This is a genomic window from Polaromonas sp., assembly GCF_036676035.1.
In the GTDB taxonomy this organism is placed as follows: domain Bacteria; phylum Pseudomonadota; class Gammaproteobacteria; order Burkholderiales; family Burkholderiaceae_C; genus Polaromonas.
Map to the genome: position 1 here is coordinate 56,827 of NZ_JAKFDR010000118.1, position 22,574 is coordinate 79,400.

Annotated in this window: 22 protein-coding genes and 1 pseudogene; 10 read left to right on the forward strand and 13 right to left on the reverse strand. The window is 63.5% G+C overall.

The annotated features are described in order from the left end of the window. Positions 1-99: 99 nt before the first annotated feature. From V6M61_RS18560 to V6M61_RS18580, 5 genes are read right to left on the reverse strand one after another with little or no spacing between them, the layout of a single operon-like run. Positions 100-1,005 (reverse strand): spore coat protein U domain-containing protein, encoded by a 906-nt coding sequence (locus V6M61_RS18560; protein WP_332778076.1) that lies wholly within the window; start codon positions 1,003-1,005, stop codon positions 100-102. Beyond that, a complete protein-coding gene (locus V6M61_RS18565) occupies positions 1,002-3,374 on the reverse strand; it encodes a fimbria/pilus outer membrane usher protein (RefSeq protein WP_332778077.1) in 2,373 nt (790 codons plus the stop codon). The genes V6M61_RS18560 and V6M61_RS18565 overlap by 4 nt, the downstream gene beginning before the upstream one ends. A 50-nt stretch (positions 3,375-3,424) precedes the next feature. Continuing rightward, positions 3,425-4,156 carry a fimbrial biogenesis chaperone gene (locus V6M61_RS18570; RefSeq protein WP_332778078.1) on the reverse strand — a complete coding sequence of 244 codons (732 nt, stop codon included), beginning with the start codon at positions 4,154-4,156 and terminating at the stop codon, positions 3,425-3,427. 2 nt (positions 4,157-4,158) lie between these two features. Continuing rightward, a complete protein-coding gene (locus V6M61_RS18575) occupies positions 4,159-4,743 on the reverse strand; it encodes a hypothetical protein (protein ID WP_332778079.1) in 585 nt (194 codons plus the stop codon). A 35-nt stretch (positions 4,744-4,778) separates the two neighbouring features. Further along, on the reverse strand, positions 4,779-5,255 hold the full coding sequence (locus V6M61_RS18580; RefSeq protein ID WP_332778080.1) for a hypothetical protein: 477 nt from the start codon (positions 5,253-5,255) through the stop codon (positions 4,779-4,781). Between the two features lie 281 nt (positions 5,256-5,536). On the opposite strand from V6M61_RS18580, the gene htpG reads away from it, so the two are divergent. Together htpG and V6M61_RS18590 are read left to right on the forward strand one after the other, a co-directional pair. Beyond that, a complete protein-coding gene (htpG, locus tag V6M61_RS18585; RefSeq protein WP_332778081.1) occupies positions 5,537-7,417 on the forward strand; it encodes a molecular chaperone HtpG in 1,881 nt (626 codons plus the stop codon). Positions 7,418-7,490: 73 nt separating this feature from the next. Next, positions 7,491-7,808, forward strand: a pseudogene (locus tag V6M61_RS18590) (hypothetical protein); the annotation flags it as partial. 80 nt (positions 7,809-7,888) lie between these two features. On the opposite strand, the gene V6M61_RS18595 reads toward V6M61_RS18590, so the two are convergent. Together V6M61_RS18595 and V6M61_RS18600 are read right to left on the reverse strand one after the other, a co-directional pair. Then, a complete protein-coding gene (locus V6M61_RS18595) occupies positions 7,889-8,920 on the reverse strand; it encodes a serine/threonine protein kinase (protein ID WP_332778082.1) in 1,032 nt (343 codons plus the stop codon). 238 nt (positions 8,921-9,158) lie between these two features. Next, on the reverse strand, positions 9,159-9,842 hold the full coding sequence (locus tag V6M61_RS18600) for a GntR family transcriptional regulator (RefSeq protein ID WP_332778083.1): 684 nt from the start codon (positions 9,840-9,842) through the stop codon (positions 9,159-9,161). A gap of 125 nt (positions 9,843-9,967) precedes the next feature. On the opposite strand from V6M61_RS18600, the gene V6M61_RS18605 reads away from it, so the two are divergent. The 4 genes from V6M61_RS18605 (at position 9,968) to V6M61_RS18620 (ending at position 13,841) form a co-directional block, all read left to right on the forward strand. Continuing rightward, the gene (locus V6M61_RS18605) at positions 9,968-10,654 is read left to right on the forward strand and encodes a DUF2848 domain-containing protein (RefSeq protein WP_332778084.1); all 687 of its coding nucleotides are present in this window, start codon (positions 9,968-9,970) and stop codon (positions 10,652-10,654) included. 17 nt (positions 10,655-10,671) lie between these two features. Beyond that, complete coding sequence (locus tag V6M61_RS18610) at positions 10,672-12,030, forward strand: amidase (RefSeq protein WP_332778085.1); 1,359 nt, start codon at positions 10,672-10,674, stop codon at positions 12,028-12,030. Between the two features lie 23 nt (positions 12,031-12,053). Next, a complete protein-coding gene (locus V6M61_RS18615) occupies positions 12,054-12,710 on the forward strand; it encodes a hypothetical protein (RefSeq protein WP_332778086.1) in 657 nt (218 codons plus the stop codon). A 111-nt stretch (positions 12,711-12,821) separates the two neighbouring features. Next, positions 12,822-13,841 (forward strand): Bug family tripartite tricarboxylate transporter substrate binding protein, encoded by a 1,020-nt coding sequence (locus V6M61_RS18620; protein ID WP_332778087.1) that lies wholly within the window; start codon positions 12,822-12,824, stop codon positions 13,839-13,841. A gap of 475 nt (positions 13,842-14,316) precedes the next feature. On the opposite strand, the gene V6M61_RS18625 is transcribed toward V6M61_RS18620, so the two are convergent. Continuing rightward, positions 14,317-14,745, reverse strand: coding sequence for an organic hydroperoxide resistance protein (locus V6M61_RS18625; protein ID WP_332778088.1), 429 nt, complete (start codon positions 14,743-14,745; stop codon positions 14,317-14,319). Positions 14,746-14,813: 68 nt separating this feature from the next. After that, entirely contained in the window at positions 14,814-15,269 is a 456-nt protein-coding gene (locus tag V6M61_RS18630; protein WP_332778089.1) for a MarR family winged helix-turn-helix transcriptional regulator, read from the reverse strand. 131 nt (positions 15,270-15,400) lie between these two features. Between V6M61_RS18630 and V6M61_RS18635 the strand changes: the two genes are divergently transcribed. Next, entirely contained in the window at positions 15,401-16,360 is a 960-nt protein-coding gene (locus V6M61_RS18635; protein WP_332778090.1) for a class I SAM-dependent methyltransferase, read from the forward strand. Positions 16,361-16,365: 5 nt separating this feature from the next. Here the strand turns inward: V6M61_RS18635 and pcaQ are convergent, their stop codons facing one another. Then, positions 16,366-17,304, reverse strand: coding sequence for a pca operon transcription factor PcaQ (gene pcaQ, locus V6M61_RS18640; protein WP_332778091.1), 939 nt, complete (start codon positions 17,302-17,304; stop codon positions 16,366-16,368). A 143-nt stretch (positions 17,305-17,447) separates the two neighbouring features. Here pcaQ and pcaH point away from each other — a divergent pair, with 143 nt between their 5' ends. From pcaH to V6M61_RS18655, 3 genes are all read left to right on the forward strand, one after another. Beyond that, a complete protein-coding gene (pcaH, locus tag V6M61_RS18645) occupies positions 17,448-18,161 on the forward strand; it encodes a protocatechuate 3,4-dioxygenase subunit beta (protein ID WP_332778092.1) in 714 nt (237 codons plus the stop codon). Positions 18,162-18,178: 17 nt separating this feature from the next. Further along, entirely contained in the window at positions 18,179-18,769 is a 591-nt protein-coding gene (pcaG, locus tag V6M61_RS18650) for a protocatechuate 3,4-dioxygenase subunit alpha (RefSeq protein WP_332778093.1), read from the forward strand. Between the two features lie 214 nt (positions 18,770-18,983). After that, on the forward strand, positions 18,984-19,721 hold the full coding sequence (locus V6M61_RS18655; RefSeq protein ID WP_332778094.1) for a hemerythrin domain-containing protein: 738 nt from the start codon (positions 18,984-18,986) through the stop codon (positions 19,719-19,721). 26 nt (positions 19,722-19,747) lie between these two features. Here V6M61_RS18655 and V6M61_RS18660 read toward each other — a convergent pair whose 3' ends face one another. Genes V6M61_RS18660 through V6M61_RS18670 form a run of 3 tightly spaced genes read right to left on the reverse strand, consistent with a single transcriptional unit; the run spans position 19,748 to position 22,502 of the window. After that, a complete protein-coding gene (locus V6M61_RS18660) occupies positions 19,748-21,118 on the reverse strand; it encodes a GAF domain-containing protein (RefSeq protein WP_332778095.1) in 1,371 nt (456 codons plus the stop codon). Beyond that, the gene (locus tag V6M61_RS18665) at positions 21,115-21,627 is read right to left on the reverse strand and encodes a hypothetical protein (RefSeq protein WP_332778096.1); all 513 of its coding nucleotides are present in this window, start codon (positions 21,625-21,627) and stop codon (positions 21,115-21,117) included. Before V6M61_RS18665 ends, V6M61_RS18660 begins: the two co-directional genes overlap by 4 nt. Positions 21,628-21,674: 47 nt before the next feature. Continuing rightward, the gene (locus V6M61_RS18670; RefSeq protein ID WP_332778097.1) at positions 21,675-22,502 is read right to left on the reverse strand and encodes an ABC transporter permease; all 828 of its coding nucleotides are present in this window, start codon (positions 22,500-22,502) and stop codon (positions 21,675-21,677) included. Positions 22,503-22,574: the final 72 nt, after the last annotated feature.

Here is a 22,574-nt window from a genome sequence, read left to right on the forward strand (position 1 = left end):
ACTCGTGACAAAAGCCTCACCGTATCGAACTCAATCCGAATCAGGGCATCCCTAGGCGAGTCGGACAGCCGATTCTGACAGCATTGACAGGGCCTCGCTTCAGTAAGTGATGAGTATTGTGTGCACGTTGGCGCCAGTGCAAATCGCGGTGCTGCAGGTGCCAGCTTGCCCGGCGGGGATGGTGCCCGTGACCGTAACAATCTGATCAGCACCTGTACCGGTGCCTGAGGCGGGGCTGGCGGCCAGGCTGTAGCTCAAGCCGAGCAGGGTGCCGCTGGGCGAAGGAATACTCACGCTCCAGGGAAGCGTATTGCTGCACCTGACTTCGAAATTTCGGCTGGCTACCTGCGGTGTCGGGCTGAACGACGTGTAGTTGAACACAATCGGGTGCGGCTGCAGATTGAATACGCACTGGCTGGTCACCCCGATCTGGTAGTACATCGGCTCGGCCACCGTCAGCGCGCCGGCATTGTTGTTGGGGTACTGGGCAACAATCCCGACCATATCGGTATACAGGCCCGCTGCCACGGCGCCTTGATTGCCGCGCACCCGTGCGCAAAACCCCCACGTCACTGAAGCGGTCGCGGCCGCGCCAAATGACAGGGTGCCCGTGATGACGTTGGTCGTCCCGGTCGCGGGAGCGAACCAGGTGCTCGAGTTTCCGCAAGTGGCACCGCCGCCGGCGGTGGTGCCGCGGCGCAGATAATAAGTCAGCCGGTTGCCCGTGGCGCCCAGCCTGGCGCGCCGGTTGGTGCCGCTCCAGTTCAAACCGTTGTCGGCCTTGATACGATAAGTCAGGGTGTTGGCGTCGGCCACGACATTGCGGGTGCAGGTGAGGATCACGGTGCCATTGGCATCGAAGTTGCTGAAGTTGAAGACGTAGAGCACGCCGACGCTTTGGGTGGTCAGGCTGCAGCTGTACGCTGCCCACGCCGCAGGGGAGAACAAGGCCGTCAGGCTCAGGACGGCCAGGGCCAGGGCGCGCAACAGCGCGGGCTTTTTCATCGCTTGACTCCAAAACATTGAATGGGCCCGACACGGGCGATGTCGTCCAGGTTCCCCGGCGGCAGCACCACTTCAAAGCTGCACGAAGCCCCATTCCATTTGAGGCGCAGTGTGTTCCTGGCTTGCAGCCCGGTGACGAACGATTCCCCCCGTCGTGCGACAAAAAACTCCTTCTTGTCGCCGACGAGCTCGACCTCGGCGCCGGCCGGGGCCGGCTCGCCGTCATCGAACACAATGCGGATCAAGGCGCCCCGGCCCGAGCGGACCGGGAAGGTGATCTTGACCGCGCTGCGCAAGGCCGGCACGGCTTCCTGTTCAATCGAATCGAGTTCGGCGCTGATGGGCAGCTCGGTCGGATCCAGCCGCACACTGTTGCGCTGGAAAGGCATCAGGCGGGGCAGCAGGGCCACGCCGTCGGCATTGGTCCGGGTCAGCGTGCTGCCCTGGAAACCCACGCCCACATTGGCATAGCCCGGCACTTCGACGATGGCGAAACTGTCCTGCACCCGGCGCGTGGCAAACACCTGCCCATCGGCCATCACGACCCCGCCAAGCAAGCCCAGGCGCAGGGTCTGTTGGTTTTGGGTGTGGCTGAGGTCGGCTGAAAACAAGCCCTTGGTACCCTGGTAATAAGCGCCGCCTTCGGTATAGCCGCCATCCGCGCGCGAACCCAGCGCCGTCCGCCAGCCCCAGCCGGTTTCGGCACTCAGGGCCCGGCTGGCGTTCACATAGCTTTCGGTGGCGCCGCTTCGGCGGGTGACGCCGCCGGCGATCGTCACGCGGCTTTCAAGCGGGACCAGCACGGAGGCGCCGACCGAGGTGCCGGACGACGCGCCGGTGATTTTGGTGGCGGTCAGGGTCAGGGCGCTGCGTGAGCCGAGGCGCGCGGTGTAGTTCAGGCTCAGGGTGTTGATCTTGCCCTGCTCGTAACTGTCAAAGCGGGCATAGCCCAGACTGAAGGCACCAAACTGGTCACTGCTGTAGCTGTAGCTGGCCGAGGTCTGCAAGCGGGGCAAGGGCGATGCCGTATCGATGCCGAGCTGGCGGTAGCCGCGCGATGCGCCTTCGGCGCTGAAGGAAAGACCATGGCGCAGGCCGCTGCGCTCTATGCCTATCAGCCAGTTGTGGCCACTGCCGAATGCATCGCTGCGGCTCACCGACAGTGCGGTTTGTCCCAGCATCTGGAACGGCAATTCGTAGCTGGCCCCCAGGCCGGCACGGCTCAGGGACTTTGACCATTCGCCATGGGCTTCAGCGGTCAGGCTTTTGCTCAGGCCCTGGCGCCACAGGCCCGAGACAAACCGGGTGTCGTAATCGGCGTTCTCGGTGCCCAGGTTGCGGCGGATCGCACCGAGCTCAAAGCTCCAGTCGCTCAGGTTTTCCTCCAGCAGGTTGGCGCTGCTGAAGAAGGACTGGGTGATGACGGTTTCTCGGCCCAGGATGTCGCGCACCACTATCCGGGCTTCGCCGGCGCCGGTCAGCGCGGGGAAGTTGTCAATGCTGAACGGCCCCGCAGGCACCTTGGACGTTTGCCGCAGCGCATCGTTGATGTACAGTTCCACCGTGCTGGGCGCGGCCGACAGGCCGCTCACGGTCGGAATGGGCTGGGTCACGAAGCCGGGCTGCAGGGAAAAATTCTTGGTGAGCTGCACGCCGCCAAAGTAAACCGAGCGCCCCGAGAGACCCGAACGCGTGCTGCTGTCACCGACTCGCAGCGAGCTGTTGCTGTCCAGAAAATTGCGCGTGTAGGTGGTCTCAAGACGCCGCCAGGAGGCGCTGACCGTGGGGTCGTGGGTGATGAGGTTGCGGCCCACATAGCTGCTGGTCAGCAAGCCCCACTGTCCCGAGACACCCAGTTCGGTCAAGGCGCCGAGGTCCCGGGCGGTCGAAGCGCCGCCGCCGGCGATGTGGCTGCGGCTGGTGGTGTAGTTCAGGTCGTAGTTGGCAAATGCCGCGGGAATCGCTGGTGACAGCGGGGGGCGGAAGGCGGCTTCCTGCGTCAGGCGCACGGCATTGAAGGCCGCCGGAGAAAACACCAGGTCGACCGACTGGTTGGCAAAATTGAGCCGTGCTTCAAACCCGGGAATCGCAGACAGGGGGAACCACTTCTGTCCCTGAAACTCGATATCCTGCGCGCTGGGCTGGTGGTTAAGGCGCCACTCCTCAAAGGCGTCTGCCGGCGCAAACAGAATGCCGTTGCGTTCCAGCAGGGTCCAGACGCCCCCCTTGGTGCTGTTGATGAACACTTCCAGCGGAAGCAGGCGGTCGCTGGCCGACCGGGCCGTGGCTGGAGCGCTGGAGGAGGACGTGGTTTGAGCATGCACCGCCATGCCGCAGCAAAGGCTTGCAATGGCAATGGCAAGGGCCAAGGGACGCTTTCGCAAAAACCACCAACGCCTCCTCGACATAAAACACAAAATCAAGGCAGCGTGACGCTGGTCTTCAGGCTTTGTCCGTCGTCAAACGTCACTACCAGCTGGGCTTCACCTGCGGGGATGGTCTTCTCGCCCTTGAGGCTGACGGTTTTGCTGGCGCCTGGCAGGATGTAGCTGCCGCCTTCAAACTGGGCCAGCGCCTGTTCGCCACGCATGACCGCGGCTTCCCGAATCTGCGCATAGGCGGTTCCGGTGTTGCTGCACTTCAGATTCAGGGTTTTGGCATCTGCACGGCTGGCGCTGCAGCTCATCTGGCGCTTGGCCACCGGGGGGGTGACGAAAACCGGCATGCTCAGGGCCAGCGCAATGGGAACCTGAATGCCCGGCGCGGGCAGGGCTTCAGGCACTTCGCGGATGATCATGCGGTAGGTCAGCTGCCTGCTCGCATCGGCCGGCCTTAACAGGGCCAGCCGCACCACCTGCCGCGCCTTGGGGGCCAGCTTGATGATGGGGGGGGCCAGAATCAGGTCTTCGGTGAGCACCAGTTCGTCGGTGCCGTCCGGCTTCTGGCTCCAGGTATTGATGTCAGCTTGCAGCACCACGGCGGTATCGGCTTCGTTGGACAGCGTCACGGCAATCGCCCGGTCGCGCGGCGTCATGTAAAGCCGGACCGGGGTGACGGAAAATACGCCGGCAGTCGCAACGGCCCAGGGCGCGAACAGGCTTAGCAGCAGGGCGTACGTGGCAAAGTGGCTTCGGCGCTGTAGGACGTTCATCCTCAGAAGGATACCAGCATCTCGACTGATCCTGAGAGCCCGCCGGCGTGGGCAACGCGCAGTGCCGTCAGGGTGCCGCGGTCGTCCTGAAGACGCAGGCGGGCCTGTGTTTGGGCCGCCGTGGCGTTTGTGTCCACGGCATAAAGCCGACTCTCAAGTTTCCATCCGTCACCGGCCTCGTCACCGCCGTAGGCGAATTGGCGCTGCGCATCTTCGAGCTCGGCATCGAGGCGGCAGGTAATGCCTGCCGCCTGGTTGGCGCGGGACAGCTCGTTGCGGCAGTAGTCAGGCAGCAAGGTATCCCTGGTGGGGCGAAAGCTCGGCATGAACTTGGCAGCCCCCAGCGTATTGGCTTGTGAGGTATTGACCTGCGCAATATCGACGAAGACGTTGGTCGTGCACGTGACCTGCACCGAAGAACTGCCTACCCCCGAACCCGTGGCGCTGGTGCAGCTGTTGCTGCTACCCGCAGTGATAGAGGGGTTGTTCAGCGTGATCTGGACCGCAAACTGCCCCGCTGCCGAGCCGGCAAAACTGGTAGCCGCCGCCAGTAGTAAAGAAACACCGAGAGCGAGCTTGCCGCGCATGGGGATCGGTGTTTCTTGAGTCAATTGGCGAGCGATCAGTAAGTGATGGTCAGGGTTTTGGTCTTGTTGGTCGCGGTCGAGTTGTTACACGTTGCCCCGGCGCAGGTACCGGCCTGGCCGGCGGCCATGGTGCCGTTCACCGTGTAAGCCTGGTCGGTGCCGTTACCGGTGCCGCCTGCGGCGCTCAGTGCCAAGGTGTAGGCCAGTCCAACTGCATCGTCGGTCACGCCGGTGTTGCTCAGTGCCATCGTGTAGGGCAGCGAGTTGGTGCAACGGACGTTGAAGCCGCCGCCGGTAGAGGTGGCAGCGGCGGTCTGGAATGACGTGTAAGTGAACGACACGTTGGTGATCACCGCGCCGGTGGCGGCATTGGTGCTGTTGATCTCGCACTTCGAGGTCAGGTTGATCACCACGTCAAAGGTGCCTGCTGCTGTCGCCGCGTGCGAGGGCAGGGTTGCAATGCTGGCAATGCCTGCAAGAGCCAGGGCAGCAAGTGAGAGCAGTTTTTTCATGAGGATCTCCAGGTAAATGCAGCGAAAATAGGACTGAGGGAAATTTGAAAGTGAGTGAACTGTAACTAAATATTTCAAGCTTGACCAGCGGGAGATCACTCTAAATCTGGTGGCGTCGGTAATTTATCACGCTAACCCCGTGAATTTATTGGGTTTAACCCCAAATCTGGCAAGCCAAAGACCGTTTTGGCGACTATTTGGCGGGAAATTGAGTCTGTGCGAACCTGTATTAACCTGTAACAAAGTCTGTAACAAGATCTAACATCCGGTATTTTTGACCCATGAGCAAGCAAACCCTGTCTTTTCAAGCCGAAGTGGCCCAGTTGTTGAAGCTGGTGACCCATTCGCTGTACTCCAACCCTGAAATCTTCCTGCGCGAACTGGTTTCCAACGCCTCGGACGCCTGCGACAAGCTGCGTTTTGAAGCGCTGAACAACGCTGCCTTGTATGAAGACGCGGCCAGCCTGGAGGTGCGCGTGACGCTCGACAAGGCCGCCGGGACGCTGACCATCACCGACAACGGCATTGGCCTGTCGCAGCAGGATGCCATTGACAACCTGGGCACGATTGCCAAGAGCGGCACGCGCGATTTCATGGCCAAGCTCTCGGGCGACCAGAAAAACGATGCGCAGCTCATCGGGCAGTTTGGCGTCGGTTTTTACGCCGGCTTTATCGTGGCCGACAAGATCACGGTGGAAAGCCGCCGCGCCGGCCTGGCTGCGAGCGAGGGCGTGCGCTGGACCAGTGGCGGCACCGGTGACTTTGAAGTCGACACGATCGAGCGCGCCCAGCGCGGCACCAGCGTCATCCTGCACCTCAAGGAGGATGCAACCGACTACCTCAACGCCTGGAAGCTCAAGGGCATCATCAACAAATACTCCGACCATATCTCGCTGCCCATCCTGATGCAGAAGGAAGAGTGGAAGGAAGGCGAGAATGACCAGCCCGGCGAGATGGTGAGCACCGACAGCTGGGAGACCGTCAACCAGGCCGCCGCCCTGTGGACGCGTGCCAAAAAAGACATCACGCAAGCGCAGTACGACGAGTTTTACAAGCAGATCAGCTACGACAGCCAGGCGCCGCTGGCGACCACGCACAACCGCGTCGAAGGCGCCACCGAATACACCCAGCTGCTGTTCATCCCGGCCAAGGCGCCCATGGACCTGTTCAACCGCGACAAGGCCGCGGGCGTCAAGCTGTACGTCAAGCGCGTCTTCATCATGGACGACGCCCAGGCGCTGCTGCCGACCTACCTGCGTTTCGTCAAGGGCGTGGTCGACTCCTCGGACCTGCCGCTCAACGTCTCGCGCGAGCTGTTGCAGGAAAGCCGCGCCGTCAAGGCCATTCGCGAAGGCTGCAGCAAGCGCGTGCTGGCCATGATCGAGGACCTGGCCGCCAACGATGCTGAAAAGTTTGCCGCCTTCTACGCCGAGTTTGGCGCTGTGCTCAAGGAAGGCCTGGGCGAAGACTTCGCCAACCGCGAGCGCCTGGCCAAATTGCTGCGTTTTGCCAGTTCCACGACCGACACGACCACGGTGGGCTTTGCCGACTACAAGGCGCGCATGAAGGAGGGTCAGGAGGCGATTTACTACATCACGGCCGACACGCTGGCCGCGGCCAAAAACAGCCCACAGCTTGAAATCTTCCGCAAAAAGGGTATTGAAGTGCTGCTGATGGTCGACCGCGTGGACGAGTGGGCGCTGAACTCCCTGCACGAGTTTGACGGCACGCCGCTGCAGTCGGTGGCCAAAGGTGCGGTGGATCTGGGCAAGCTGCAGGACGAGGAGGAGAAAAAAGCCCTAGAGGAAGCGCAGACCCAGTTCAAGCCGGTGCTGGACCGGCTCAGGGAAGTGCTCAAGGACAAGGCCAAGGACGTGCGCGCCACCACGCGCCTGGTGGATTCACCGGCCTGCCTGGTGGTGCAGGACGGTGACATGTCCACGCAGCTGGCGCGCCTGCTCAAGCAGGCCGGCCAGGCCGTGCCGGAGGTCAAGCCCATCCTGGAGGTCAATGCCCAGCATGCCCTGGTGAGGAAGCTGGAAGTGAGCGAGCACTTCGATAATCTGGCGCATATCCTGTTTGACCAAGCCTTGCTGGCCGAAGGCGGCATGCCGGAAGACCCTGCGGCTTACGTCCGGCGTGTCAATGCCTTGCTGCTCTGAGGCTGAGGCTGAGGCTTGATAAATGGACGTCTGGCTGGCATCTTGTAGGATGGACCCCATGACAACACGCGCCATGACTGGCCTACGCTTCAAATCCCTGCCGTCGGGACTGGTGCTGGCCTGCGCGGCCCTGCTCGGCGGCTGCAGCTCGGTCGGGGTGGGCATTGGCGTGCCGCTGGTTCCGGGCGTGTCAATCGGCGTGGGGGTGAGCAGCAGCGGCGTGACGGCCGGTGTGGGCACCAGCGCGGGCCCGGTGGGCGTGGGTGTCGGCGTGAACCAGCGCGGCCAGGTGACGGGCAATGTGGGCGTGGGGGCCAGTGTGCCGGTAGGCAGCGGTGGCGCCCGCGCGGGGGTCGGGGTGGGCACCGGCACGGTGCTGTATGACCCGAACGAGGATCTGAAGCGCAAGTAGGCAAGCGGCCGGAACCGGGATGACTGTGAAGGGCTCCCAGTCAGTCTTCAGCCGACGCTTCAGACCACCAAGGGCTCTTCCTGCATCGCCTCGGTTTGCTCTTGCAGCATGTCAACCTGGCCTTTCCAGTAGTCACTGCTGCCAAACCACGGAAAGTTGATTGGAAAAATCGGGTCGCGCCAGCGCTGGGCCAGCCATGCGCTGTAGTGCACCAGCCGCAGGGTGCGCAGGGGCTCGATCAGCGCCAGCTCGTGCCGGTCAAATTCGCGGAACTCTTCATAGCCATCGACCAGCGCGCCGAGCTGGCGTGTGCATTGCGCCCGTTCGCCCGACAGCAGCATCCACAAGTCCTGCACGGCAGGGCCGCTGCGCGCGTCGTCCAGATCGACAAAGTGCGGTCCGGCACCGGGCAAGCCTTCGGGGGTCCACAAAATGTTGCCGGGATGGCAGTCGCCATGCAGACGCAGGGTTTGCACCTCGCCGGCGCTCTCAAAAACCGCCTGCGCGACCTGCATGGCCTCGTCAAAGGCCTTGCACCAGCGCGACTCCATGTCCAGCGGCAGGTGGCCACCTGCCAGCAGCACTTCGCGGCTGGCGTAGCCATGGGTTTGCAGGTTCAGTGCCGGGCGGTGCACAAACGGCTGGCGGGCGCCGACGGTGTGAATGCGCGCTAGAAAGCGGCCAATCCATTCCAGCACCTCCAGGTTGTCGAGTTCGGGCCGGCGCCCGCCGCGGCGCGGTGAGACGCTGAAGGCAAAGTCTGCAAAGTGGTGCAGGGTGCTGCCGTTCAGTGACAGCGCGCCCACCACCGGTATTTCGGCGGCCATCAGCTCGGCGGCAAACGCATGCTCTTCGATGATTTGCGCATCGCTCCAGCGGCCGGGCCGGTAGAACTTGGCGACCACCATCTCGCCGGCGTCGGCCAATGGGTCTTCCAGGTGGATCTGGTAGACGCGGTTTTCGTAGCTGGAAAGCGCCATCAGACGCCCGTCGCCCAGCAGCCCGATGCTGGCCAGGGCATCGAGCACCTGGTCGGGCGTGAGCTTTTCGTAGGGATGCAGCGTGGCGGCTGGCGGGCGGGTTTCGGTCATACCCGATTGTCCATCCAATCCCGCGTTATAGGGATAGGAGGGCGGGGGTGCGGGTCGCCGCAACAGGCCGACCCTGGGCCGGGTTGAAGCCGGGAGTATTGATGAAATACGGCCTCAGCCCATGCAGAATGGGCTAATGGTGCTATTAAATAAATAGCAAATCATTGCGCCGCAGCCGCTGGCAGGACACAGCCTGCGGATAGCGCTGGCGTTTTGCCCCGGCGACCAGCGCTTTCGGCTACCTCGACATATTCAGCAACGACGACTTGAACGAGAGAATGTGCGTTTTGGCCGCCTCGGCCGCCGCTTGCGCATCATGGCTGGCCAGGGCCGCAACGATGGCGCGGTGCTCGGCCATCACCTCGTCCACATGGCCCTCGGTTGAAAACGAGATGGCCCAGAAGCGCTGCGACCGGGCGTGCAGCACGCTCAGGATGTCATGCAGCATGGTGTTGCGGGCGGCCATGGCGACTTTTTCGTGGAACAGGCGGTCGTTGTTCATGAGTGCGACCACGTCGCGCTGCGCGGCGGCGTTCTCGAAGTCCTGGGCAATGGTTTCCAGTTCCTGGATTTCACGGCCGGTGATGGCGGCGGCGGCCAGACGCATGCACAGCACCTCGTTGACCAGGCGCACCTCGATCAACTCCAGCGCGTCGTTGATGGACAGCGGCGCGGCCATGGCCCCCTTGCGCGGGATGATTTGCACCAGGCCTTCAGCGGACAGGCGGTGCAACGCCTGGTTGATGGGGGTGCGGCCCAAGCCAAAACGCTCCATCACCTGGGCCGTATTCAGGTACTCGCCCGGTTTGTAGACCAGCGTCACCAGGGCGTCCTTCAGGCGGGAGTAGGCGGCGTCGTTGCGGGACAGGTCGTCGCCCGGCTCACGGGCAGAAGGCCGGCGGGCGGTTGCAGCAGGTTTCATGGGGTTCGCAAATAACACATGGAGACCCTTGATGCTACACGGGAAAACGTGGCATGAAATTCGCTTGAAGAAATTGTAATATTTCACTGAAATTTCTCAGTTGTTTCAATGAAAGCGCTTTTCCCATGACTCTTGTTTTCAATCTCCCTCCTGAAAATGCCGCCCAGCCCCTGCAGATCGAGGTCAATCGCCTGGTTATTGCAGGCTGGACGGGCCGCGATGCGCACGCCATCGAGCACCACATCGGTGAACTCGAAGCGATTGGCGTGCCCCGGCCTAGTGCAGTGCCGCTTTTTTACCGCGTCGCGGCCAACCAGTTAAGCCAGGCCGGCACTGTGCAGGTGGTGGGCGATGGAACTTCCGGCGAGGTAGAGCCCTTCCTCTTCTTCCACGCAGGCGAGTTTTTTGTGTCGATTGCCTCCGACCACACCGACCGCGCGCTCGAAGCCCACAGCATTGCCTTGTCCAAGCAGGTTTGCCCCAAACCGGTGGCGCGCAATGCGTGGCGCCTGGCCGATGTGCGCGACCACTGGGACGAGTTGGTGCTGCGCTCGTGGATCGAGGAAGACGGGGAATCCCGCCTGTACCAGGAAGGCACACTGGCCGCACTGCGCGGCCCGGCCGATCTGCTGGCACGCTACGGTGCAGACAACCCTGCGCCGGCAGAAGGCTTTGCGATGACCTGCGGCACGGTGGGGGCCATCGGCGGCATACGCCCATCGGCCAGCTTTCGCATGGAGCTGCTTGATGCGCGCCTGGGCCGCAGCATTACCCACGCCTACCGCTGCGTGGCGCTGCCCGTCATCGCCTGAACACAGGGAGTCACGTCATGCATTCCCCTACTTTCACCACGACCAGCGCACGCGCTGCACTTGACGCCGGGCACAGCAGCGCCACCGCGTTGACCGAATCGGCGCTGGACCGCATCGCTGACCCTTCCGGTGAAGGAACGCGCGCCTTCACACAGGTGCTTGCCGAACGCGCTTTGCGCCTGGCACAAGCATCCGACAGCCTGCGCACGGCAGGCCTGCACCGCTCACCGCTGGAGGGCTTGCCCGTCTCCGTTAAAGACCTGTTCGACGTGGCCGGCACGCCCACCACGGCTGGCTCTACCGTGCTGCGCGATGCCCCTGCGGCAGCGCAAGACGCAGGCGCGGTGCAGCGTTTGCTGGCGGCGGGCGCAGTCTTGGTGGGCAAGACCAATATGACCGAGTTTGCCTATTCCGGCCTGGGCATCAACCCCCACTATGGCACTCCGGCCAACCCCTGGCAGCGGCATGAACAGCGCATTCCCGGCGGGTCGTCATCAGGTGCTGCGGTGGCTATTGCCGATGGCATGTGTATTGCCAGCGTCGGCAGCGATACCGGGGGCTCGGCGCGCATCCCGGCCGCGCTGTGCGGCATTACCGGTTTCAAGCCGACGGCGCGGCGCATGCCCGCCGCAGGGCTGGTGCCGCTGTCGTCCACGCTCGACGCAGTGGGTGTGCTGGCCGCCGATGTGGCGGGCTGCGCCGCGATGGATGCCGTGCTCTGCGACACCCCCAGGCCTACACGCCTGAGCCACTTGGGCCAGGCACGTTTCGCCGTGCCCACCACGCTGGTGCAAGACGGCATGGATGCCGAGGTGGCCGCTGCGTTCCAGCAGGCGCTGCAGCGTTTGTCTGCTGCGGGCGCGCAACTGGTGGAGCTGGCGGCGCCCGAATTTGACGAGTTGGCGGGCATCAATGCTGCAGGCGGCTTTGCTGCGGCGGAGTCCTGGGCCTGGCATGCCGAGCTGGTGGAACGGCGCGGCGCGGGCTACGACCCGCGTGTGCTGTCGCGCATCCTGCGTGGGCGTGAGTTCACAGCGCGGGCGTATATCGAGTTGCTGGCCCAGCGCGCCGACTGGCAACGCCGGGTCGCGGCCCGCCTGGACGAGTTTGACGGCTGGCTGATGCCCACCGTGCCACGCATCGCACCGCGCACCGCCGATCTGGTGGCGGACGAGGCGCTGTACTTCACGGTCAATGGTGCCATGTTGCGCAACCCAGCCATCGTCAACTTCATGGATGGCTGCGCGATTTCGCTGCCCTGCCACCAGCCCGGAGAGGCCCCGGTGGGTCTGAGCCTGGCAGGCCCGGCGCTGTGCGACGCGGCCATCCTGGGCTGGGCCGCGGCCATCGAAACCACGCTTCATTTCCACCGCTAATTTTCATTTGAAGGAGCATGGGCATGAACTCCACTTCCCATGGCATGTTGTTTGTGGCGACCGACGTCGGTACGGCAGACGAGGCTGATTTCAACGACTGGTACGACCACGAACACGTGCAAGAGCGCGCTCGCATAGAAGGTTTTGTTTCGGCGGCGCGCTATCAGTCGGTGCGCGGCGGCAAGCGCTACCTGGGCTTGTACCGCACCGGTTCGCTGGCGGCCTTCACCTCGCCCGCGTACCAGGCAGCATTTTGCAAACAGACGGCATGGTCCGTCACCAACCTGGGCCGCATGGTCAACCCGATGCGCCGCGTCTGCGCGGTCACCGCCGTGGTCGGCCAGGGCAGCGGCAGCTGCTTGTCTGTGTTGGTGATCCACTCGGCCTCTGATGCAAAAGCGCTGGCAACGCGGGCAGCCCATCTGGGGCAGGAACTGGCTGCGCAACCCGGCTTTGTGCAGTCGTACCTGCTGGCCCCCGACCCCACGCTGAGCACACCCTTGCCCAAGGAAAGCACGCAAGGCCGCCAGCTGCAGCCCCTGCTGATCATCGAGACCAGCAGTGCCCAGGCCAATGACGCCGCTCTCGCCCAGGCGCAAGCCTTGCTGGGTGCTGATGCACAAGACGCCGCCTGTTACGCGCTGAAATGGAAGCTGTTCTCGCAGGAACTGGCCCGCTGAGTCGCCCACACAACCCAAGTTGAAAGGAGGCCGGCACGTCGAAAATAAAGCATGAACATCATCACCCCAAGCGGGTTTCCTCCGGGTGCTGCGCAAGCCTGAGCAAACCCGATGGAAACGCCACCCCAACCCAAAATTCGCCGTGAGTTATTTATGAAAAAACAGTTTCACCTTCTTGTCGCATGCATCGCGATCAGTTTTACCTGCATTTCACCTCCCGCAAACGCACAAGACAACTACCCGTCCAAACCCGTTCGCCTGGTCGTTCCGTTTCCTCCGGGGGGCAGCATCGACATGGTGGCCCGATTGATGGGCCAAAAGCTCTCGGCCAGCCTCGGCCAGCCCGTCCTGGTGGATAACCGGGCTGGGGCGAGCGGGAACATCGGGATGGACTATGTGGCCAAGGCGCCCAAGGATGGTTACACGCTTTTACTGGCCCACGCCGGCTTGGCCTCCAACGCCCACATGTTCGCGAAGCTACCGTTTGAGCCTCTCAAAGACATCGCGCCGATCATCCGTATTGCAGACCAGCCAAATGTCCTCATCATCAATCCAAAATGGCCGTTCAAGAACGTCGGCGAGTTGGTGGCCTACGCGAAGGCCAACCCGGGCAAGCTAAGCGTTGGGACCTCTGGCGTCGGTGGTCCGCAGGACGTTGCCGCCCGCATGTTCATGCGGATGACGGGCACCGACATGCTCAATGTCGCTTACAAAGGCGGCGCACCGGCGCTGGCCGATCTCCTGGGCGGCCAGATCGATCTGATGTTTGAAACTTCTCCCACTGCGGTGCCTTATGCCAAGAGCGGCAAGCTCAGGGCGCTTGCGGTGACCAGCGACAAGCGTTTGTCAACGCTGGCGGACGTGCCAACGGTTGCTGAAGCCGGCGTTGCGGGTTACAAAGCCGTGGCATGGATGGGCTTGGCGGCGCCGGCAGGCACGCCACCAGCCATCATCGCCCAACTGAACGAGCAAGTGCAGAAGCTTCTGAATACCGGCGAGATGCAAAAGCAAATCGCTGACCTCAGCCTGGACGTGGCGGGCGGTTCGGCTGCCAGTTTCGTCACCTTCGTGCGCAAGGAGTCGGATGCTTACGCCAAGTTCGTCAAGGATTTCAACATCACGCCCCAATAAAACTCCGCTTCCCAAGCATGCGCTGGAGCGGAGTTTCGGCCTTTTTACTCAGCAGTCCGAAAGTAGTGCGACATATTTTGTCATCCTGAGCCCTTAGCCCGCGCTCAGGACAGGCTCCGCGAAGGATCTCGGTGTGCTGGCAAGATTCTTCGCGTTGCTCAGAATGACAGCATGGGTGGTGTCGCCTTCATTACGGACTACTGAGTAAGACATAAAAAATGCCTGTAGCCCTTTAAATGTATGCGCAGATAGCTATTAAAACAATAGCAAATTTGCCTGCGCCAACCCATGTTCATGCCGTCACCGTCAACGAAGCGCCCGGCTTCGCAAGAAGACCGGGCCGTCTTGGCGACAGCTTCAGGGCGCTGTCACAGAAGTAGCGTCGAAGGCAGCGCCCCCACGCTTGTCACTTCGTGTACTTCGCTGCCCCCGGAGGGGGCTATTTCCCCTTGGGGCGGCCCGGCGGGGAAATGCCTCAGGCCAGGGACACCGCCACCTCGATGTTGCCGCGCGTGGCGTTGGAATAAGGGCAGACCTGGTGCGCGGCATCGACCAGTTTCTGGCCCACTTCGCGGACCATGCCGGGCAGGCTTACCACCAGCTTGGCTTCAATGCCGAAACCGGCGGGGATGGGGCCGATGCCGACACTGGCGTCGATAGAGGCGTCTGCCGGCACGGCAATCTTCTGCATGCCGGCCACGTGCTTGAGCGCGCCCATGAAACAGGCGGCGTAGCCGGCCGCGAACAGCTGCTCGGGGTTGGTCGCGCCGCCCATGCCGCCCAGCTCCTTCGGTGGAGCCAGTTTGACGTCGAGCAGCTTGTCGGAGCTGACGGCGCGGCCATCACGGCCGCCGGTGGCGGTGGCGTGGGCGGTGTAGAGAACTTTGTCGAGCTTGGTGGTCATGGTGCTTCCTTTGAGGTTACGGGGTTGAAAAACTGAAAACTGAAAACTGAAAACTGAAAGAGCTTGGCCTAAACAGGCTGAATCAGGCTGTTGCGCAGCTTCTGGATCTGCCGGGTCAGGCCGGTGATTTCCTGCAGTGAGCACTGACTGGCTTGCATCACGCAAAAGGGGATTTTTTCGGCGCGGCTTTTGAGCTGCTGGCCGGCGGCGGTCAGGCGGACATGAACGCGCCGCTCGTCAGCGCTGTCGCGCTGGCGTGTGAGCAGTTCGGCAAGCTCCAGCCGCTTGAGCAAAGGCGTCAGCGTGCCGGAGTCGAGGTAAAGACGCTCGCCCAGCTCGGAGACGGTCAGCCCATCGCGCTCCCACAGCACCAGCATCACCAGGTATTGCGGGTAGGTCAGGTCCAGTTCGGCCAGCAAGGGCTTGTAGAGCTTGGTCATGGCCAGCGAGCTGGAATACAGCGCAAAGCAGAGCTGGCGGTCCAGCAGCAGGGCCGAGGCAGAGATGGGGGTGGTGGTGCGCATGGTTTGAATTATAGCGAACAATTAAATTGCGTGCAATTTAATTAAAATATCACACCTGTCCCTGAATCGCCCGCCAAGAGGCTTACCCGTCAGCCAGCGCCGCCATGGTTGGGGCGGTAGACTTGCAGGCGATGCCTATCTCAACCAGCAAGTCAACCAGCAAGCGCGCGGGCCAAGCGCGCCAAGCTCCCGAAGCCGGCCAAGCGGCCAAAACCCCGACGGCCGCGCCGCAGGTGATCGAAGAAATCCGGCCGGGCCAGTCGATGGAGCTGCTCAAGGAGCTGCACATCCTCACGCGCGAGGGCCGGCTGAACCAGGACACGCGGCGCAAGCTCAAGCAGGTTTACCACCTCTACCACTTCATTGAGCCGCTGCTCAACGAAGTGTTCGAGCACAGCGCGGCGCCCACCCTGGCAGACCATGGCGCCGGCAAGTCTTACCTCGGCTTCATTCTGTACGACCTGTTTTTCAATGTCGCGCACCGAGGGCAAAAAACCGCAGGCCATATCTACGGGGTGGAGACCCGGCCCGAACTGGTGGAAAAATCACGCGCACTGGCCCAGCGGCTGGGCTTTTCGCGCATGTCCTTTCTCAACCTGTCGGTGCAGGCCTCCATGACTTCGCCCGAGCTGCCGCTCACGGTGGACATCGTCACCGCGCTGCACGCCTGCGACACGGCCACCGACGATGCGATTGCCTTTGGCCTGGCCAAGCAGGCGCGCCACATGGTGCTGGTGCCTTGCTGCCAGGCCGAAGTGGCCGGTGTGCTGCGCAGGAACAAGGCGCTGTCGCTGGCCAGGTCGCCGCTGGCCGAGCTCTGGCGCCACCCGCTGCACACGCGCGAGTTTGGCAGCCAGATCACCAATGTGCTGCGCTGCCTGCAGCTGGAGGCGCATGGCTATCAGGTCACCGTGACCGAGCTGGTGGGCTGGGAGCATTCGATGAAAAACGAACTCATCATTGCGAGCCGGCCGGCGACACCCAGCCCGGGCAAAACCCGCGCCGCGCAGGAGCGTTTGCGGCAGGTGCTGGCCGAGTTGAACCTGGGCGACCTGGCCAAGCGGTTTGCGGTGCCGCAGAGCGAGCCTTAACTAAATCAGGCGGCGGCTGAACGCCGCGCTTTGGCAATCAGGCGGATGGCGTTGAGCAGCGTCTGCTGCGCCGCAGAGGCCACCATGTCGGCGCGCAGCGTGAGCCCCACCAGTTCTTCGGTGCCGGCCATGTTGATCGGCAGGCGCACCAGTGCGCCACGGGCCAGTTCGGCCTCCACCGCCCCCAGCGGGAACAGCCAGACCGCATCGCTGGCGGCGGTGTACTGGCTGGCCATGGCCACCGACAAGGTTTCAATCGTGCGCGGCAGCTGACCCAGGCCGTGGGCCAGCAAGAAACTGTCGGCCGAGTGCCGGATGGCGGTGCTGCGCGTGGGCAGCACCACGGTGAATGCCGCCAGGTGGGCCAGCGGGTCCAGCCGCAAGGCCGCATCGAGCAGCAAGGGGTGCCCCGGCCGCACCGCCAGCACCAGCGGCTCCGCGTACAGGTGTTCAAAGCTCAGGCCCAGCATCTGCTCGGGCTCGGCAAAGCGGCCTATCACCATGTCCAGCTCGTGCTGGCGCAGCTGGGTGAGCAACTGCGGGTTGGCGGCGGTATGGATGCGCAGCTTGTGCTGCGGCTGGCCGGGCTGGTCCAGGTGCAGCAACAGCTGCAGCATCAGCGAGGGCGCCACGGTGGGCAGCACACCGACCGTGACGACGGCGCTGCCTGGGCTGCGGGCCTGCGCCACGCTGGCCACCGCTTCACGCAAGGCGCTGGCGCTGGCGCTGGCATGGTGCATGAAGGCCTCGCCTTCGCGCGTGAGCACGGCGCCCTTGCGGCCGCGCTCAAACAGGCGCACGGCCAGCATGTCTTCCAGCTCCTTGAGGGTTTTGGACACCGCCGGCTGGGTGATAGCCAGCACGCCGGCGGCCTTTTGCAGGCTGCCGTGCTGGGCCACGGCCAGAAAACACTGCAAATGCCTGAATTTGATGTGTTCGTTCATGATGAAATCAACTATATCCAATGGTTATGGATAAATCTAAAAAATGTCAATTTACATAACCATTAGAGCGAACTAAAGTCCATTCATTCGTAAAACAAGCCTTACGGCCTTTTTTTCTTTCTTTTTGTTTGATCGGAGACGCCATGAACCCAGCAGATCAGCCCACCTACCTTGCGCCGCGTGACTGGAACAGCCACTCGCCGCATATCTATCCGGGGTACAAGTCCACCCTGTTGCGCGGCCCCACGCGCCCGCTGCTGCCCATCAAGCAGGCGCTGGCGCAGCTCAATGCGCCGGTCTATGGGGCTGAAAACCTGGGCCCGCTGGACAACGACCTGACCAAAAACGCCGTGAAAAACGGTGAGCCGCTGGGCGAGCGCATCATCGTGACGGGGCGCGTGAGCGACGAAGACGGCCGCCCGGTGCGCAACACGCTGGTCGAGGTCTGGCAAGCCAACGCGGCCGGCCGCTATGTGCACAAGGTGGACCAGCACGACGCGCCGCTGGACCCGAACTTTCTGGGCGCAGGCCGCTGCCTGACCGACGACAAGGGCCAGTACCGCTTCATGACCATCAAGCCGGGGGCCTACCCCTGGGGCAACCATCCCAACGCCTGGCGCCCCAACCACATCCACTTCTCGCTGTTTGGCGACTACTTTGCCAGCCGCCTGGTCACGCAGATGTATTTCCCGGGCGACCCGCTGCTGGCCCATGACCCGATGTACCAGGGTGCACCTTCGAGCGTGCGCGAATTCATGGTGGCGAAGTTCAGCCTGGACGTGACCCAGCCCGACTTTGCGCTGGGCTATGTGTTTGACATCGTGCTGCGCGGCCCCCAGGCCACGCGTTTTGAGTAATCCGGGAGCTTTTCACCATGAGCAAACTTGCGCAAACCCCTTCGCAAACCGTCGGCCCTTTCTTCGCCTACGGCCTCGTGCCTACCCAGTACGGCTATGACCTGGCCAGCCTGTTCACGCCGGTGCTGGCACAGCCGCACGCCGAGGGTGAACATATCCGCATCACCGGGCAGGTGTTCGATGGTGCGGGCCAGCCGATTGCCGATGCGCTGGTTGAGATCAGCCAGCCCGATGCCCGCGGGCAGGCCATCACATCGCCGGCCGAGGCGCAGGCCCGGGGCCTGACCGGCTTTGGCCGTTGCGGCACCGGCACCTACGCGCAAAACCATTTTGTCTTCGACACCGTCAAGCCCGGCATTGCGGCGGCGGGCCAGGCCCCCTTCATCAACGTGTGCGTGACCATGCGCGGCCTGCTGGTGCATACCTTCACACGCATCTACTTTGACGATGAGGCCGCCGCCAACGCCCAGGACGGTGTGCTGCAAAGCGTGCCCGCCGAGCGCCGCGCCACGCTGCTCGCCACGCGCCAGCAGGCCGGGGCCGGACCGCTGTACCGCTTTGACATTCACATGCAGGGCGAGCGCGAGACGGTGTTTTTCGATCTCTGAAAACTGCCGGCCGATTTTGTGATCCATATCACAAGGCGTACCGGGCAGGCCTGCCTGCCCGGATTTTTAAGGTTTCTTTAGCGTTGGCGTAAGCAATTTTTAGCAACGCCACCTCTCGCATTTTTCTAGACTTCTTTCCATGGTTGTGCGGCGCATGGGGTGCCGCAGCACCACCCACCCCGTGGCCACCAGGCCCGATGAAAGAAGATCCCTCATGAACATCGATTCCACCGAAATGCAGCAGGTCGCCGCCGCTCAGGGCGTGCCCCGCATGGACATGTATGCCGGCATCCACAAGGCGCTGCGTGCGCTGATGGCCGACACCCTGGTGGCGCTAGGCCGCATGGACACCGACGACACGCTGGAGCTGCTCCAGACCACCCAGCGCGTCATGGAGCTGCTGGACTTTTGTGCCTCGCACCTCAGGCATGAAAACCAGTTCGTCCACGCCGCCATCGAGGCGCGTGCGCCGGGCGCCAGTGACGTGATTGCGCACGAGCACGAGGCGCATGAAAAGCACATTGCCGAGCTGGCTGAGATCACCGGTGCATTGCTCAAGTGCCCGGCCCCTGCGCGCGCAGCCGCCGCTCTGAGCCTGTACCGGCAACTGGCCCTGTTCATTGCCGACAACTTCCAGCACATGCATATCGAGGAAACCGCGCACAACGCGGTGCTGTGGGCGCGCTACACCGACGCGGAGCTGGCAGACATCCACAACGCGCTGGTGGCCTCGATCCCGCCGGACGAGATGATGTACGTCATGCGCTGGCTGGTGCCTTTCATGAACCCTGCCGAGCGCACCGCGGTATTGGCGGACATGCAGGCCCATGCACCGGCACCCGCTTTTGCGGCGGTGCTGGACATGGTGCGCCCGTACCTGACGGAAACCGAGTGGGCCAAGCTGACGCGCAGCCTGGGGCTGGCCGCGGTGCCCGGCCTGGTGCAGGGCTGACTCAGGGTTGACTCAGGACGGGCAGCTCAAGCCGCCACGTCCCGCAGTTCCAGCGGGCGCAGCACGGTCAGCCGGAAGCGGCCGCGCCCGGTTTTCTCGATGCGGATGTGCGGGCCGTGCTCGGTCAGGCGGCGCTGCAGAAGCAACAGCCGGGCCTCCAGGTTGTCGGTGACGTCGGGCAGGCGGATGGCCGGATCCAGCCGCAGCTCGCGGTTGGAAAATTCGGTGCGCCCGTGCCGGGTGTAGTCATGCACCAGCTTCCAGAAGATGGCGCCCGCCACGCCCTTGATCAGGTAGGCGTCATTGATGAATACACTGTCATTGGCCCGAAAGCGGCGCAACTGCAAAGCGGCGCCACGGGCCGGGTCGCCCGCCGCAGGCTGGGCCAACGCCTCCCCGGACGGCTCGGTCAGCTCGGGGCTGTCTTGCATCAGGTCAATCGCGGCCCCCAAATGTCCGGCCATGGCCACCAGCACATCCTCGTCTTCAAAGCCGAACTGCAGATCGTTGGGGCTTTCGGCAAACAGCACCCCCAGCAGCCGCCCGGCCGACAGCACGGGCACGGCCAGCTGGCTGTGCGGTTGAGGCAGGCCGGGGTAGGGGATGTCGGTGTCCAGCGCCAGCCCCGGCGCATCGGCGCGCAGGCTGCTGCGGATGGCGCGGCTGTAGAGGTAGGCGCTGGTCATGTGGCCGATGCGCACCGGAGTGCGCTCGCGCGCGGCCACGCCGACCACGCCGTCGCCCATTTCAATTTCAGAGCCCACCCCGGACGTGGCGTAGCCGCAGCTGGCCACGGTGTACAGGCGCTGCGTGGCGGGGTCCAGCATCAGCACCATGGCGTGGCGGATGTCCAGAAAGTCGGTCAGCGTAGCCAGTGCGGCATTGAGCAGTTCATCGAGCCCGGTGCAGCGTGACAGCCGCTCGCTGCTGCGGCGCAGTGCCGCCAGCATGCCGCAGCGCGCCGGCGCTTCTGGCAGCGGTCGGCCGTCGATGCGCTCGATCTCCCGCACTTCATACATGTCGGAGCCCAACAGCTGGAACACGCCGGCCATGCCGCTGTGCGAGGCAATGCCGGCCAGCTGCGCCTTCATGCCTTCAAACACCGGGCCTTGCGTTTCCGTGCGCAGGTAACGGATGTGCAGGCGGAAGAAAGCGGCCGTGACCGGGTGCAGCACCAGCACCGTGGCGTACGGGTTGGCGAGTATGTTCTGCCGTGTCTTGTTGAAAAACTGGAAGGACAGCGCCACGTGGCGCTCGTCGACATAAAACACCTGCGAGATGTAGGCGACGTTGGGCGTGCCGTCGGCGGCGCAGGTCGCCATGACGGCGGGAATCGCGCCTTCGAGGCAGGGCCGGATTTCACCCAGGGAAGGCTGCTGTGCCGTCACGCTGTTCATGCGGCACTTCTGGGGGTGGCCGGCAGCGCTGCGCCGGCTTTGGGCCCGGGGGTCTGGTCAAACGCCTGTGAGGGCTCGAAGCTGATGGCCACCACGTCTTCGAGCTGATGGGTCAGCATGGTGCGCGTGAAGGGCGGGGCGAAGCCCACCAGCCGGATTTCGTCCTCCATGGACTTCAGGTAGCGCGCCAGCACGGGCGCATCGGAAGCCTGCGCGTTGCGGATGCGCGCGCTGCTGGCCTTGACCTGCACCGTGCGATGCGAAGCCGGTTCCGAAAACACCACGGCAATGCGTCCCGTCGCCGCGATGTCCTGCACCAGCTGGCGCGACTGCGGGCGCGAGACGTAGACCGTGACCGAGCGTCCGTCCGGCGCCACCGCGCTGCCCACGGCCCGCATGATGCTGGGCCGCATGGCGAGGTCGCACGAACTCACGATGACGGACACGCCCTTGTCCATCATGGCGATCAGTTCGGGCGACAGCAGGCCGCTGGGTGTGGGAGGGTTCATGCGGCCACAGTATAAAAGCGCGCCAGCCTGCAGCTCTGCCAGCCGGCTCAGACGCTGAAACGCTTGCGTGTGAGGGCCAGGGCCACCCAGAACGCGCCTATGGTGTAGGCCGCCAGCACCAGCAGATGGCGCAGCGGGTGTTCGGGCCACTGGTCCATGAACAGCGGGCGAACCAGCTCGATCGCACTGGTCAGCGGCAGCCAGTCGGACGCCATGCGCACCACTCCGGGCAACTGTTCACGCGGGAAAAACACGCCGCTCAGAAACATCATGGGCGTCAGTACCAGTGTGAAGTAGTAGGTGAAAAAATCGTAGCTCTTGGCCAGGGCGTTGAAGATCAGCGCGATGCATGAAAACATCATGCCGGCCAGCAGCAAAATCGGCCAGGCCAGCAGCAGCTTGGGGCTGTGGCTGATGCCCAGAGCCAGCATCACGCCCAGGATGGCCGTGACGGTGAACAGCGCCTTGAAAGCGGCCCACAGCATCTCGGCCAGCAGCACGCTGTCCAGGCTCACCGGCGCATTCATGATGCCGTCCCAGGTTTTCTGCACATGCATGCGCGAAAACGCCGAATACAGGGCCTCGAACGAAGCGGCATTCATCGCGCTCATGCAGATGGAGCCGCTGGCCAGAAACAGGATGTAGGGGACTTTGGCCGGACCCAGTCCGCCTTCGCCGCCGTTGCCGCCGTTGCCACCCACGCTGACCTCGCCCACCAGCGCGCCCATGCCGTAGCCAAAGGCCACCAGCCACATCAGCGGCTCGGCGATGTTGCCGACCAGGCTGGGAATGGCCAGTTTGCGCCAGACCAGCAGGTTGCGCAGAAACACCGGCCACCAGCGCGACGAGAGGTCGGGCACTCTCCAGGTAGGCAAGAGGCCCTCACGCTCGGCACGGGCGTGTCCTCGCTGGACGTGCCGCCGCGAAACGCGGCTGCTCTTGCGTCC